The sequence below is a fragment of the Evtepia gabavorous genome, assembly GCF_003425665.1.
GTDB classification, from domain to species: domain Bacteria; phylum Bacillota; class Clostridia; order Oscillospirales; family Oscillospiraceae; genus Evtepia; species Evtepia gabavorous.
The window spans coordinates 78,062-90,664 of sequence record NZ_QQRQ01000006.1 but is presented as its reverse complement, the minus strand read 5'-3'; the positions used below and the strand labels follow the sequence as shown (position 1 = coordinate 90,664).

General features: G+C 59.8%; 19 protein-coding genes. 11 read left to right on the top strand and 8 right to left on the bottom strand.

The genetic code is table 11. The features are described 5' to 3' along the window. Positions 1–6: 6 nt before the first annotated feature. From DV520_RS05430 to DV520_RS05405, 6 genes are all read right to left on the bottom strand, one after another. On the bottom strand, positions 7–759 hold the full coding sequence (locus DV520_RS05430; RefSeq protein WP_021919063.1) for an ABC transporter permease: 753 nt from the start codon (positions 757–759) through the stop codon (positions 7–9). 10 nt (positions 760–769) lie between these two features. Further along, positions 770–1,501: an ABC transporter ATP-binding protein gene (locus tag DV520_RS05425; protein ID WP_021919062.1), complete on the bottom strand. Its 732-nt coding sequence runs from the start codon at positions 1,499–1,501 to the stop codon at positions 770–772. 120 nt (positions 1,502–1,621) lie between these two features. Then, the gene (locus DV520_RS05420; protein ID WP_117142045.1) at positions 1,622–2,734 is read right to left on the bottom strand and encodes a hypothetical protein; all 1,113 of its coding nucleotides are present in this window, start codon (positions 2,732–2,734) and stop codon (positions 1,622–1,624) included. A 257-nt stretch (positions 2,735–2,991) separates the two neighbouring features. Next, complete coding sequence (locus DV520_RS05415; RefSeq protein ID WP_117142044.1) at positions 2,992–4,128, bottom strand: hypothetical protein; 1,137 nt, start codon at positions 4,126–4,128, stop codon at positions 2,992–2,994. Between the two features lie 126 nt (positions 4,129–4,254). Beyond that, positions 4,255–5,106, bottom strand: a complete 852-nt coding sequence (locus DV520_RS05410; RefSeq protein ID WP_117142043.1) for a DegV family protein — start codon at positions 5,104–5,106, stop codon at positions 4,255–4,257. 100 nt (positions 5,107–5,206) lie between these two features. Further along, on the bottom strand, positions 5,207–5,437 hold the full coding sequence (locus DV520_RS05405) for a helix-turn-helix domain-containing protein (protein ID WP_117142042.1): 231 nt from the start codon (positions 5,435–5,437) through the stop codon (positions 5,207–5,209). A gap of 111 nt (positions 5,438–5,548) precedes the next feature. Between DV520_RS05405 and DV520_RS05400 the strand changes: the two genes are divergently transcribed. The 5 genes from DV520_RS05400 to DV520_RS05380 all read left to right on the top strand — a co-directional run bounded on the left by DV520_RS05400 (position 5,549) and on the right by DV520_RS05380 (position 7,719). After that, positions 5,549–5,839 carry a hypothetical protein gene (locus DV520_RS05400; RefSeq protein WP_021919057.1) on the top strand — a complete coding sequence of 97 codons (291 nt, stop codon included), beginning with the start codon at positions 5,549–5,551 and terminating at the stop codon, positions 5,837–5,839. 93 nt (positions 5,840–5,932) lie between these two features. Beyond that, positions 5,933–6,946, top strand: a complete 1,014-nt coding sequence (locus DV520_RS05395) for an SPFH domain-containing protein (protein ID WP_021919056.1) — start codon at positions 5,933–5,935, stop codon at positions 6,944–6,946. A gap of 10 nt (positions 6,947–6,956) precedes the next feature. Continuing rightward, entirely contained in the window at positions 6,957–7,169 is a 213-nt protein-coding gene (locus DV520_RS05390; protein ID WP_021919055.1) for a type II toxin-antitoxin system antitoxin, read from the top strand. A 21-nt stretch (positions 7,170–7,190) separates the two neighbouring features. After that, positions 7,191–7,427: a hypothetical protein gene (locus tag DV520_RS05385; protein WP_117142041.1), complete on the top strand. Its 237-nt coding sequence runs from the start codon at positions 7,191–7,193 to the stop codon at positions 7,425–7,427. Next, a complete protein-coding gene (locus tag DV520_RS05380; protein ID WP_021919053.1) occupies positions 7,408–7,719 on the top strand; it encodes a YbjQ family protein in 312 nt (103 codons plus the stop codon). The genes DV520_RS05385 and DV520_RS05380 overlap by 20 nt, the downstream gene beginning before the upstream one ends. Before the next feature lie 139 nt (positions 7,720–7,858). On the opposite strand, the gene DV520_RS05375 is transcribed toward DV520_RS05380, so the two are convergent. Continuing rightward, the gene (locus DV520_RS05375) at positions 7,859–8,746 is read right to left on the bottom strand and encodes a LysR family transcriptional regulator (RefSeq protein ID WP_117142040.1); all 888 of its coding nucleotides are present in this window, start codon (positions 8,744–8,746) and stop codon (positions 7,859–7,861) included. 106 nt (positions 8,747–8,852) lie between these two features. Here DV520_RS05375 and DV520_RS05370 point away from each other — a divergent pair, with 106 nt between their 5' ends. Further along, a complete protein-coding gene (locus DV520_RS05370; RefSeq protein ID WP_117142039.1) occupies positions 8,853–9,431 on the top strand; it encodes a LysE family transporter in 579 nt (192 codons plus the stop codon). A gap of 135 nt (positions 9,432–9,566) precedes the next feature. Here the strand turns inward: DV520_RS05370 and spoVAC are convergent, their stop codons facing one another. Continuing rightward, a complete protein-coding gene (gene spoVAC / locus DV520_RS05365) occupies positions 9,567–10,019 on the bottom strand; it encodes a stage V sporulation protein AC (protein ID WP_021919050.1) in 453 nt (150 codons plus the stop codon). Between the two features lie 210 nt (positions 10,020–10,229). Between spoVAC and rpsF the strand changes: the two genes are divergently transcribed. From rpsF to DV520_RS05340, 5 genes are all read left to right on the top strand, one after another. Beyond that, the gene (gene rpsF, locus DV520_RS05360) at positions 10,230–10,526 is read left to right on the top strand and encodes a 30S ribosomal protein S6 (protein WP_021919049.1); all 297 of its coding nucleotides are present in this window, start codon (positions 10,230–10,232) and stop codon (positions 10,524–10,526) included. Between the two features lie 13 nt (positions 10,527–10,539). Then, positions 10,540–11,031: a single-stranded DNA-binding protein gene (locus DV520_RS05355; RefSeq protein WP_117142038.1), complete on the top strand. Its 492-nt coding sequence runs from the start codon at positions 10,540–10,542 to the stop codon at positions 11,029–11,031. A 63-nt stretch (positions 11,032–11,094) separates the two neighbouring features. Next, the gene (gene rpsR, locus DV520_RS05350) at positions 11,095–11,337 is read left to right on the top strand and encodes a 30S ribosomal protein S18 (protein WP_021919047.1); all 243 of its coding nucleotides are present in this window, start codon (positions 11,095–11,097) and stop codon (positions 11,335–11,337) included. 79 nt (positions 11,338–11,416) lie between these two features. Next, entirely contained in the window at positions 11,417–12,223 is an 807-nt protein-coding gene (locus tag DV520_RS05345; RefSeq protein ID WP_021919046.1) for a carbon-nitrogen hydrolase family protein, read from the top strand. Between the two features lie 72 nt (positions 12,224–12,295). Further along, complete coding sequence (locus tag DV520_RS05340; protein ID WP_021919045.1) at positions 12,296–12,580, top strand: hypothetical protein; 285 nt, start codon at positions 12,296–12,298, stop codon at positions 12,578–12,580. Positions 12,581–12,603 lie beyond the last annotated feature (23 nt).

Sequence of the window (12,603 nt, the reverse complement as noted above, 5' to 3'; positions counted from 1 at the left end):
TTACCATCAGGCTTCCTTCCTGTCAAAGAGGAGATAGCCGCAGCATCCAAAGACCAGGCCGTACCCCGCCAGAAGGCCAATGCGGGGCAGCAACGAGAAGAAGGGCAGGGCAATCCCAATCCAAAGATTGTGCCACCGGAGATACCCGGTGAACACCAGCCCCCCCACCGCGGGCAGATAGGTCCCCATAACCAGCAGCCCGATGTACAAAACCACACACAGCAGGACCGTCAGGCTGGACCCTCTCACCAGCTGATTGATCAGGCAGAAGAAAAGAACCAGCACCGCCAGGGGGATCAGGTCCAGCAGGCAGGCCCCCAGGCTGGTGAGGATCCCCTCCGTGCCCCCTCCCAGGCCCACCTGGGCCACGGTGCTGACCACATACAGCACCGCCAGGTCAAAGGCGCACAAAAGGAACACCGCCGCCGCCTTGGAAAAGAAGAGCTTTCCCTTTCCCACAGGGCGCATGAGGGAAAATCGGAGGGTATGGTCCACCTGCTCCCCCACAAAGAGGTCGCTGGCGGCCATCACCGCCATCAAAGGCAGGAAGATCAACAGGATAAAGGGGAGGTTGGAGGACATCAGCCCCCCCAGAATGGCCTCCCGGGACACGCCCCCGTCGGTGATGTAGTTGACAATCAGAACCCGCAGGGCGCTGGCCACGCAGATCACCGCGCCGATGATCAGAAACACCAGATATTTTTTCCGCTTGCGGAGCTTAAACAGCTCATTGCTCAAACTGGCCAAAAATCGTTCCATCGTCTCCTCCTTACAGGACCACAGAGCCCTTCTTGTCCCGGACCTTCGCCAGGAAGTAGTCCTCCAGGGAAGGGTTGAGCCGCAGGGCCTCCTCCTTGGTGTCAAAGGAGAGCATCTCCCCCTCGTAGAGCACCAGCACTTTGTCACACATCTTCTCAATCTCCGCGGCCAGATGGCTGGCCACCAGGAAGGTCACGCCTTTTTCCTTGGCCAGGCGGAGAATGACCTCCCGCATCTCCACGGTGGCCTCAATGTCCAGGCCGTTGGTGGGCTCGTCCAAAATCATCAGCTCCGGCTCGGACAGCAGCGCCAGGGCCAGGCCCATCCGCTGCTTCATGCCCAGGGAAAATTTTCCGCACCGCTCCTTGCGGTACGGGGTCAGTCCCACAATCTCCAGCACCTTGTCCATGCGGGCCTGGTCCACGCCGGGGTAGTATCGGGCCGCCATACGCAGGTGGTCCTGGGCGGTGAGATTTTCATAGAGAGCGGGCTGCTCAATGAGGGCCCCCACCTGCATCAGCGCCTTCTCCCGGTCGGTGACAGGGGCGCCGAACACCGTGATGGTCCCCTCCGTGGGCTGGGAAAGCCCCGTGATGGATTTCATAATGGTGGTCTTCCCTGAGCCGTTGGGGCCCAGCAGTCCCACCACCTGTCCCCGCTCCACAGAGAAGGTAATGTTCCGGGCGCCCCGGCCGTTGTGATAAATCTTGGAAACGTGGTCCAAGGTCAAAACGGTATCCAAATTCTGTGCTCCTTTCCCGCGGTCCAAAGGACCTGTGAGGGCGGGACGACCCCGGAGGCCCTTGGCCTCCGGGGTTTCGCCCTCGATGGTATCAGTCTGCTTTCCGCCTCCGCGGATGCCTCACGCGTATTTCTCCCGGTCCCCCACATCCAGCGGCTGTACCGTGGTGGTGCCGTAGTTGGAGATGGTCACATCCCCGGTGATCACCAGCGTGTGGTGTTCCCCGTCCTGATCGGTGGTGTTGAAGTTCACCGTAATCTGGTTGGAGGTCAGGTTGCCCTTGTCGTCCACGCCGAAGTTGCACAGGACCTTTTCCAAGGTCATGTCCTGGCCGATATAGGACTCCAGGTTATCCGCCACCAGCTCCGGCTTTGCCGCGGCAAAGGCGTCGTAATCGGCATAGTAGTCATAGGTGCCGTCCGCCTTGACGTAGACAATGCCGCCGTTGTTCTTCTCCAGGACCTCGTAATACTTTTCTTCCCAGTTCTCCGCGTTGTCCTCATACCACTGCTCATTCCCGCCGTTGATATAGCCCTCTTTGAAGGTCTCCGGCAGGGTCTCCCCCGTCACCTTCTCATAGTTCTGGATGGCGGTGGCAGAGTAATCCTCATAATTCACGGTATAATCGTAGTCATGGGACTGGCCGACACTGTAAGCAAAAAGGGAGAGGCCGGCGTTGACCAGGGAGGGCACCTGGTTCTTGGCAATTTCCACCTGGTACAGGGTGGCGCCGTTCTCCTTGCCCACCTGGACAAAGTTGTTCTTCAGCTCACCCACCACGGTGTCCGCGGCGATCTCCATAAAGTTCACCATGCGCCGGGCCATCTCGTCGTCCTGGTCCACCCCCAGCAGATTGCCTCCCAGGCTGCTGCTGTCGGTTTCATACTCCGACTGGTAATAGTACCGGTCGTTCACATCAAACCAGGTATTCACGCCGTTCAGAATGGTTTCGTACTGCTCATGAGACCCCATGCTGTCCTTGCTGATGCTATGGCTGGACATATTATGACCGTCCATGGCGTAGTCCTCCGTCACATGCACGACCTCTTTCCCGTCACAGATCATTTTCAGGGTTCCGTTGGCGGTGAAATTGTCTGTTTCCAGGGCCAGGGCCTTGACCGCCTCCTTGTACTTACTGTACCCATTGACGCTCCCAAAGGCCGCCGTGGCGGATACCGCCAGGATCAGCACACCGGCCACCAGGCAGATGGTCAATCGATTTCGCTTCTTCATCCTCAGTTCCTCCTTCACTGCGTCACGGGACCTTCGCGCTCGGTTCTGCCAGCGCACCGCCCCGAGACGGGCTTTGTTGACTGTTGTTATTATACCGTACATCTCTAAAAAAAGAATGGGGAAACTCTTAAAAATTCATTAAAAAATACACGGTTCTCCTTCCCTCATGTCATGGAAACGCACCACCGCCCTCCGGGGACAGGATTCCCGGAGGGCGGCGGCGCTTTGATCCAATCAAAATGAGAGAGAACTTGGTATCAGGAACGCATCACCCGGTCCCCCACATCCAGGGGAGCCACGGTGGTGGTGCCATAGTCTGTTATGGTCAGGTCCAGGACCATCTGCATGGCGTGGCTTCCGCCGGCGCTGTCCGTGGTCTTCAAGTTGGCCTGTATTTGGTTGGCGGTCAGCTTTCCCGCCCCGTTCACCCGGAAGGTGCAGACCACATCGCAGAGGGCAGCGCTGCCGCCCATGTAATACTCCAGATAGTGGTACTTCTGTTCAGGATGGTCGGTCAAAAATGCCTGGACCGTGTCATAGTCCTGGACGCTGCCATCGGCTTTCACATAGAGCACACCCTGGTCCTTTTTCTCAAACAGGGTCCAATATGGCGCATTCCAGTCCGTGCTGAAGGTGTCCAGCCGTTCGATGAGGCGCCGGTTGGCCTGGTACCAGGCGTCATCGTAATCTCCGCTGGCGTATTTGGCGCGGAATTCCTCCGGCAGGGTTTCCCCCGTGACAGCCTCATAGCGCTGGAACAGCAGGCCTATCTCATCCTCATAGGTGAGAAACCGCGACACCGGCACACCTACGTTGTCATAGACAAACAGGGAAAGTCCAGCGTTGAGGAGGGTGGGAATCTGACTCCGGGCCACCCGCACCTGATAGATCGTCTCATCCCCTTCGGTGCCCAACTGTACCACGTTGTTCTTCAGCTCGCCCAGCACCAGATCCACCGCGGTCTCCGCGAAGTCCACCAGGCGCCGCTCCATCTCGTTGTCCACATCATAGCCCAGGAGGTTGGAAAAGGCCTCCCCCCGCTCTATGGACTCGCAGGAGTAAAAGGAACTGTCCCCGGCAAACCGGGTACGTACTCCGTCGAGCACGGTGCGGTACTCCTGGTGGCTCTCCCCGCCGTGGTCTTCCCTGCTGTGATAGGCACTGTTGAGGCCGGCTTTTGCATAGTCCATCTGCACAGACAGAAGTCTCTCCCCGTCCACTGACAGGTGGGTCTGGGCCTGGACCGTGAAATTGTCCTCCCGCAGCAGCAGGTCCTTCACCGCCTGCTTATACCGGGCATACCCATTGACGCTGCCAAAGGCCGCTGCCGCCGACACCGCCAAAACCAGAATCCCCACGGCCAAGCAGATCCCCAACCTGCGCTTGCTCTTCATGGACTTCCCTCCTCTTCTGGGTTTGATTATACGGGAGGAAAATGAAGAAAGGATAGGATTTTTCTTAAATTTTAATTAAAATACAGCAGCGGTCCCGGCGTGGATGCCGGAACCGCTGCGTTCCCTTCACCAAAGTTTTGCACAGGCCACGCCCACCGCGCCCTCTCCCGTGTGGCAGCAGATGCTCAGGGGGAGGGAGATCATCCCCACCGCGTAATCGGGAAATGCGGCCTGCACCTCCCTGCGCCAGGTCTCCCCCAGGGTGGGGTCGCCGCCGGAATAGCCGGAAAACACGGCCATTTTCATCCCCGAAAACCGGGTGGCCAAGTCATGGCGCAGAGCCTCCAACAAGGTCTTTTTGGCCTGGAGCATTCCCCGGACCTTTTTGTAGGCGTCCAGCTTTCCGCCCTGGATCTGCAGGACGGGCTTAATATGGAGCACCGCCGCCATCGCAGCGCCCGCCGCGGTCACCCGGCCGCTTTTCCGCAGATACTCCAGGGTGTTCACCGCGATGTAGACGCTGGACGCATCCCGCTCCGCCTCCAGAATGTCCCGGACCTCCGCCGCTGTCTTTCCCTGGGCCAGCAGCACCTGGGCGTTGCGGATGGACTGGGCCAGCGTGACGGAGATTCTCCGGTCATCCACCACCAGCACCCGGCCGCCGTACTCCTGGGCCAGGGCTTTGGCGGTGTGGCAGGAGCCGCTCAGCCCCGAGGACATGGGGAAGTGGAGCACCGCGTCATGGGTCTTCAGCAGGGTGTCCCACAGGGAGGTAATCTCCTCCGGGGCAGGCTGGGAGGTGCTGATCTCCGCCCCCGCTTTCATCCTTTGAAAGAACGTCTCAGGGGTACAGTCCTTTCCCTCCAAATAGGTCTCCCCATCCACAAAAAAGGGCATCGGGATCAGATCAATGCCCATCTCCTGGGCCTCTTTGGCAGAAATACTGCTGTTGGTATCAGTTACAATGGCTGTCTTCAAGGCAAAGTCCCCTTAAACGTCGATTTGCTTGCTGGGATACCTTTATAGAATACCATATCTTTCCACTCTTGGCAAGGCGCCATTCCCTCCCCAGGCCGGCTCACTTCCCCTTGGCCCCGGAAAACCGGGGATCGTCGGTGCGTCCCAAGATATAATCTGTGGATGTGCCGTAGAGATCGGCCAGGGCAATCAGAATGTCGCTGGGGATATCCCGGTAGCCCTGCTCATAGCGGAAATACTGGGTCTGGGTCATCCGAAGTCTGGCCGCCAGCTGCCGTTGGGTGAGGTCATGGTCCTCCCGAAGATCGCGGATCCGTTTATAGTATCCCATAATTCCTCCATTGATATCCATTTGGATATCTTGACATTAATCCGCCCCGACGATATAATGCCCATGTGATATCCATTTGGATATCAACTATCCCTCGTAAGGAGAATCTATATGCACCCCCTCTCTCTCCCGTCCAGTTTGTTGGCCGCACTGTGGTCCTCTCTCTGGACCTTTTGTTTTTCTCAGCTGCCCGATCTCTTCCCCCTGCTCTTCTCCGGCGGCAGTCCCCTGCCCGCCCTTTTGACTCGTCTGCTGGCCGCCCTGCTGCTGTGCCTGGGCCTTCCCCTGTTCACCGGCCTGCTTGCCTGCGCGCCCTGGGTCCTCCCCGGCCTGGTGTTGGGGGTGAGTCTGCCCCTGCTGCTGGCCTTTTTCCTGTGTACGCCTCCCGGGGGTCTGGGATAAGTTTTCCACCTGATTTTTTCAAATTCCTCTTGACAGCGAAAAATCAATATGATATTTTTTTGATATCAAATAGATCAACCAGGAGGACTGTCTATGACGGAAATTATTTTATCCAATAAGAAGCACGGTATGCTCGTGCTTCTGCTCACCATTGTCCTGTACATTCTCGCCGTTTTGGGCACCATCTTTTTCGCGGACGAGGCGCAGATCGCCCCCTTGGTCCTGTGCATCCTCTACCTGAGCTTAGGTTGGCTGCCCCTGCTGGGCCTGAAGGTACTGGGCCCCCAGGAAGCCCTGGTGCTCACCCTGTTCGGCAACTATATCGGCACCCTGAAGGGAGAGGGGTTCTACTTCGTCAACCCCTTCTGCACCGCGGTGAACCCCGCCGCCAAGACCCAGCTGAGCCAGAGCGGCGACGTGGACAGCGCCAAAGGCTCCAAGGTCTTGGCCGCCCTGGGCGGGAGCTCGGTCTCCCTGCCCAAGGAGGCTGTCACCAAGAAGATCTCCCTGAAGATCATGACCCTCAGCAACGCCCGGCAGAAAATCAACGACTGCCTGGGCAATCCTGTGGAAATCGGCATCGCCGTCACCTGGCGGGTGGTGGACACGGGGAAGGCGGTCTTTGACGTGGACAATTACAAGGAGTTTCTCTCCCTCCAGTGTGACAGCGCCCTGCGGAACATCGTCCGGCTCTACCCCTACGATGTATCTCCCGGCGTGGACACCACCGGCGACGGCGTCCCCGATGAGGGCAGCCTCCGGGGGTCCAGCGACGTGGTGGCCGCCCGCATTCGGGAGGAAATTCAGGCCAAGGTCCAGGAGGCCGGTCTGGAGATCTTAGAGGCGCGGATCACCCACCTGGCCTACGCCTCGGAGATTGCCGCCGCCATGCTGCAGCGTCAGCAGGCCTCCGCCATCATCGACGCCCGGAAGATGATTGTGGAGGGCGCCGTGGGCACCGTGGAAATGGCCCTGGAGCGTCTGAACCAGAGCGGTGTGGTGGAGCTGGATGAGGAGCGGAAGGCCGCCATGGTCTCCAACCTTCTGGTGGTGCTCTGCGGCAACCACGAGGCCCAGCCCGTGGTGAACACCGGCAGCCTGTATTAAGGTGCTGAAGATGGCTGAGGGCAAGAAGGACGCGAAAAAGCAGATCCCTCTCCGGCTTTCCGCCAAGCTCTACGCCGCCATCGCGGCCTGGGCCGAGGATGACTTCCGCTCAGTGAACGGGCAGATTGAATACCTGCTCACAGAATGCGTCCGCCAGCGGAAGAAAAACGGCAAGTATGTCTCCGACGAGCTTGATGTACCGCCGGAGTTGGACCTTGAGTAGCCGGGAAAGGAGTCGGAAAACATGGATATACACCGTGGGAAAAAGGTCGGTGTGTGGTTGTCTGTGGCAGCCGTGCTGGCGCCTCTGGCTGTCCAGATCGCAGGGGTCGCTTGGATCTGGACCCTGCTGGGCTCTCACCCTCTGTTTTGGGTGCTGGCCCTCCTGCTGACCGCTGCCGCCGTCGCGGTGATCGTGGCAGCCTGTGCAAGAATTCGAGAAATCAATGGAGGAGAAGAAGATGATCTTAGTCAATACTGATTACATTGCCGGCCAGGAGCTGGAAATGCTGGGCCTGGTCAAGGGCAGCACCATTCAGTCCAAAAACATCGGCCGGGATATTACCCAGGGGTTCAAGACCCTGGTGGGCGGTGAATTGGGCGCCTATACCGACATGATGAACGACGCCCGCGCCCTGGCCACCAAACGCATGGTGGGGGAGGCGGAGCATCTGGGTGCGGACGCCGTGGTCAACGTCCGTTACGCCTCCGCCGCCGTGATGCAGGGTGCCGCGGAGGTCATGGCCTACGGCACCGCGGTAAAGTTCAAATAACGCTGCCTGCAAAGCACAAGCCCCTCCCCAAGACATCTCGTCTTGGGGAGGGGCGTTTTGTTGGGGCCCTTGCCCCTAAGCAGTCGGGGCGGGAGCCTCCCCCGCCTGGGAAGTCATTGCTTCTCAGCGGCGGAGGGGGCTATACGCCCGCTGCAGTGACAATCTCCAAAAAGCACGCCATCAGCGGGCTGATCCACTTGCTCTTGTGATGAGCGCACACCGCCGAGAGCACGGGCTCCTCCATCCCGGTCTCCAGCTCCACGAGCCGCCCTGCCGCCAGGGCATCCTCCACGGCAAACCGGGGCAGAAAGGTCACCCCCACCTCGTTTTCCACCAGGTGCTTGATGGTGGGGATGCTCCCCAGCTCAATGGTGTGGTCCATTCGGATGGCTTTTTCCCGCAGGTATCCCTCAAACATCTGGCGAAAAATGGAGTTGGGTTCGTTGATGAGGAAGGGCAGGGGGACTTGATGGTCAGGAGCCACGAAATCAGGGCCCAATGCCTTGACTTGAGGCGCCGCCGTCAGCACCACGGGAAAGGTTCCCACAGGATGGGTCACCAACTGGCTGCTAAGTCCCCCGATGTTCTCATAAAACAGCCCCACATCCAGCGACCCATCCATCAGCCCATCCCGGATATCATAGCAGCCCATGGAGCGGATCAGCAGCCGGGCCTGGGGCGCCCGCCGGTGAAAGGCCTTCAGCAGCGGCGGCAGTCGGTAGCACAGCAGGGTTTCCGCCACCCCGATGGTGATTTCCCCCCGGCATTGGGTCAGGTCCTGGGTAAAACAGTGCATTTGATTGACCGCCTCCAGCACCCGCTCCACATAGGGCAGCAGCTGCCGCCCCGCCTGGCTGAGCACCATCCGCCGCCCCACCTTCTCAAAGAGCCGGGCGGAGAGGGCCTGCTCCAGCTGTCCCATCTGAAAGGTCATGGTGGACTGGGTATAACCCAGCCGCTCCGCCGCCCTGGTAAAGCTCCCCTCCTCCGCAATCACCCGAAAGGTATTCAAATACTTGAGATCCATAGGCCGCCTCACTCATTTCAATTTTTTTGCATCGTTTTATAAAAACTTTCAATTTGATTTCAGTTTTTCTCGCGTGTAGGATAGCAGAAAAGGAGGCTGATCTCAAGTGTTTTTTTCGGTTGTTCTATCTTACCTTCCCTACGCCTTAGTCACCAGCTTTACGCCGGGCCCCAACAACATCCTGGCATTCCACACCGTGGGCCAGAAGGGCTGGGTCCAGGGGCGGGCCACCCTGGCCGGGATTGTCGCCGGCTTTTTTTCCGTGATGGCGGTCTGCGCGCTGGGCTGTTACCAGCTGGAGCGGCTGCTCCCCGCGCTGACCCAGGTGCTCCCCTTCGCCGGGGCCCTCTATCTCTTCTGGCTGGCCCTCCATCTGCTCCGGAGCACCCCTGCAAAGGATGTCAGTCCCCGGTCTACCTTTTGGAGCGGATTTTTTCTCCAGTTTGTCAACGGGAAAATTATTCTGTACGCCATCACCATCTATACCGGCTACGTCCTGCCCGCCGGCAGCGGCGCCCTGTTCCCCATACAGCCCTTTGTCCTCACCCTCTTCGGCACTGCGGGCTTTCTCACCTGGGCAGTGGCCGGCGGGCTGCTGCAGTCCTTTCTGCGCCGGCACACCCGGGCGTTCAACGGGGCCATGGCCGCCGTGCTGGCCCTCTGCGCCCTGGATCTTCTTTTTTGAATCGGTCGCTCCCCATCCAATCCCCCATGGCTTTCGGGCAGACAGAGCCACAACAGCCCGGCAGGCCACTCGTCCGCCGGAGACAAGCCCCATACAGCAGACTGCCCGTGCCAGGGAAGGCACGGGCAGTCTGTCTTACAGAACCTGGATCAGCCACAGAATCAGGCCATAGAGCACACTGGCGGAAATCCCATAGACCAGCACCGGGCCAGCCACGGTAAAGAGTTTGGCGGCGGTCCCGGTGACCAGTCCCTCCTGCTTAAACTCCATGGCGGGCGCCACCACCGCGTTGGCAAACCCTGTGATGGGAACCAGCGTCCCCGCGCCGGCGTGCTTGGCAAAGCTGTCAAACACCCCAATCCCTGTGAGCAGCGCCGTGAGGAAAATCAGGGTAACGGAAACCGCCGTGCCCGCCAGCTCCCGGGACAGTCCCATCGTCTGGTACCAGTCCAGCAGCCCCTGCCCGATCACACAGATCAGTCCCCCCACCAGAAAAGCCCACACCATGTTCTTCCCCATGGGGGAGGGCTTGGCCTTGCTCTGGACATAGGCGTTGTACGCCTCATTGCTCAGTTTGTTCAACTCCATGGATATCACCTCACAGGCAGTATGTCCCGGTGAAAGCAAATTATGCCTGCCCCAGCACACGCTCCCTTCCGGAAAACCCGGGAAAAGGAAAAAAGCCTTGACAAATTCCCCCTTTTCGATATAATAGTATAGCCTGTCTTTCTATGCAGGCAGATCCTTGCCGGCAACGAGGATTGCCGGCCAAATGTCCATAAGGAGGTGCAACGAACCATGGCAAAGGTAAACGCAAACTATGAAGTGGTCTATATCATGGACCCCGCGCTGGGCGAAGAGGCCATCGCCGCAATGATCGAGAAGTTCAAGACTCTGGTGGAAACCCAGGGCACGGTGGCCGCCATCGACGACTGGGGCAAGCGCCGTCTGGCCTATCCCATCAACGACCTGAACGAGGGCCACTATGTCCTCATGACCTTCACCGCCGCGCCCGAGCTCCCCGCTGAGCTGGACCGTGTGCTGAAGATCACCGAAGGCGTGATGCGTTCCATGATCATCTGCAAGGACGAATAAGGGGGCTCTTGCTTTGCTGAACAAGATCTTCCTCCAGGGCCGGCTGGTGGCCGACCCTGAGCTGCGCCACACCCAGAACGGCGTGGCCGTGGCTTCCTTCCGCCTGGCGGTGGACCGGGACTTCAAGGACCGGGAAACCGGGGAGCGGAAGGCCGATTTCATCAATGTCGTGGCTTGGCGTCAGACGGGAGAGTTCGTCTCCCGCTTCCTCACCAAGGGCCGTCTGGCCGTGGTGGAGGGCAAGCTCCAGACCCGCGACTACACCGACCGGGACGGCAACCGCCGGTACGCCACGGAAGTGGTGGCCGACAACGTCTATTTCGGCGATTCCCGCCGGGATGGAGAAGGCGGCTACACACCCGCCCCCCAGGCTGGCCGGAGCAGCGGCTACGGTGCCCCCGCCGGCAACAACAGCTACCCCCCCTCCGGCGGCGGTTACACCGCGGCCCCTGCGGTGGATCAGTTTGCTGATCTCACCGACGACGATGGGGAGCTGCCTTTCTGATCCTCTCCTCCGGGAGAGACCCTGTCAGACCACTCTCATTCTATTTTAAGGAGGTTTGCTATCATGGCTATGGATAGAGAACGCCCTCGCGGCGGCCGTAAACGCCGTAAGGTTTGTACTTTCTGTGTCGATAAGGTCGAGCACATCGATTATAAGGACTCCGCCAAGCTGCGCCGTTTCCTTTCTGAGCGCTCCAAGATTCTGCCCCGCAGAACCACCGGCACCTGCGCCATGCACCAGCGCCAGCTGACCGAGGCCATCAAGCGCGCCCGTCAGATCGCTCTGCTGCCTTACGTCACCGACTGATTTCGGTTTCTACCAAAAGACGCGCCGCATCTCCGGCGCGTCTTTTTTCTACCCAGACAACCTGAAAGGAGATGCTTTTATGTCCCCCTTTACCGCCTGCATCGTCCAGACCACCTCCCTGCCCTATGACAAGCAGGGCAACCTGGACCGGGCCCTGCGCGCCATGGAGGCCGCCGCCGCCCGGGGCGCGTCCCTGATTCTCTTCCCCGAGATGTTCCTCACCGGCTATCTCATCCGGGACCAGCTGGCACAGCTGGCAGAGCCCTACCCCAACGGCCCCGCCCTCACCGTCCTGGGCCAGAAAGCCAAAGCCCTTTCCCTGGGGGTGGTCATGGGCATGCCCTTGGCAAACCCCGGCGGCAAGCCCTACAACGCCGTGGTCATGATCGACCGGGACGGTACCCCCGCCGGGTTCCAGGCCAAAACCCACTTCTTTGGCGGGGAGGAGAAGATGTTCGCGCCAGGCACCAGCCTCAGGGCCTTTGACACCTCCTTCGGCCGCATGGGGATTCTGGTCTGCTATGACGGGGAGTTCCCCGAGACTGCCCGGTCGCTGGCTCTGGATGGCGCCAAGCTGATCTGCATGTGTGCGGCCAACATGAGCCCCTATGAGGACTACCACTTCCTGTACATGCGGACCCGGGCCATGGAGAACCGCGCGTATACCCTCTACTGCAACTATGTCGGAGATGAAAAGCGGTTCCACTACTGCGGCCAGAGCGGAGCCTTCCACCCCACCGGGCGCATTCTGGCGGAGGCCGGCACCCAGGAGGAGACCACCCTCTATGCCCTCATAGATATGGAGGACACCACCGCCCCCGACGATTTTCTCAACTACCTCCACCACCGGCAGCCCCAGCTCTACCACCCCGCGCTCTGCCGGTAATCCTCCCTTCCCCCCTGGTATAAAATGGCCCCGCCCCGTCCATACTGAGGGAAACGGAAAGGAGTGGTATCCATGGTAAAAGGAGTCTCCCGACGGGTCGTGGTGGTCAAGTCCCCGGACCCAAAATGGTTTGAACAGGCCATCTTTCTGCTCCGGGAAGAGGCCGGCGCAGAGGACGCGCCGGAGGAGCAAGTGCTGAAACGGGCCCAGGAAGTGGCCGACGCCTATCTTCTTCGCACCTCCCCCCAGGGGAAACGGCGGCGGATCTGGATTCCCGCGGTCTCCGCCCTGGCGGGCGGCGGGGTCGCCTCGGTGATCTGGCTTTTTGCCACTGGGGTTTTTCCTCTTCCCTTTTAATTCCTCCGGTGGTATACTCAGGC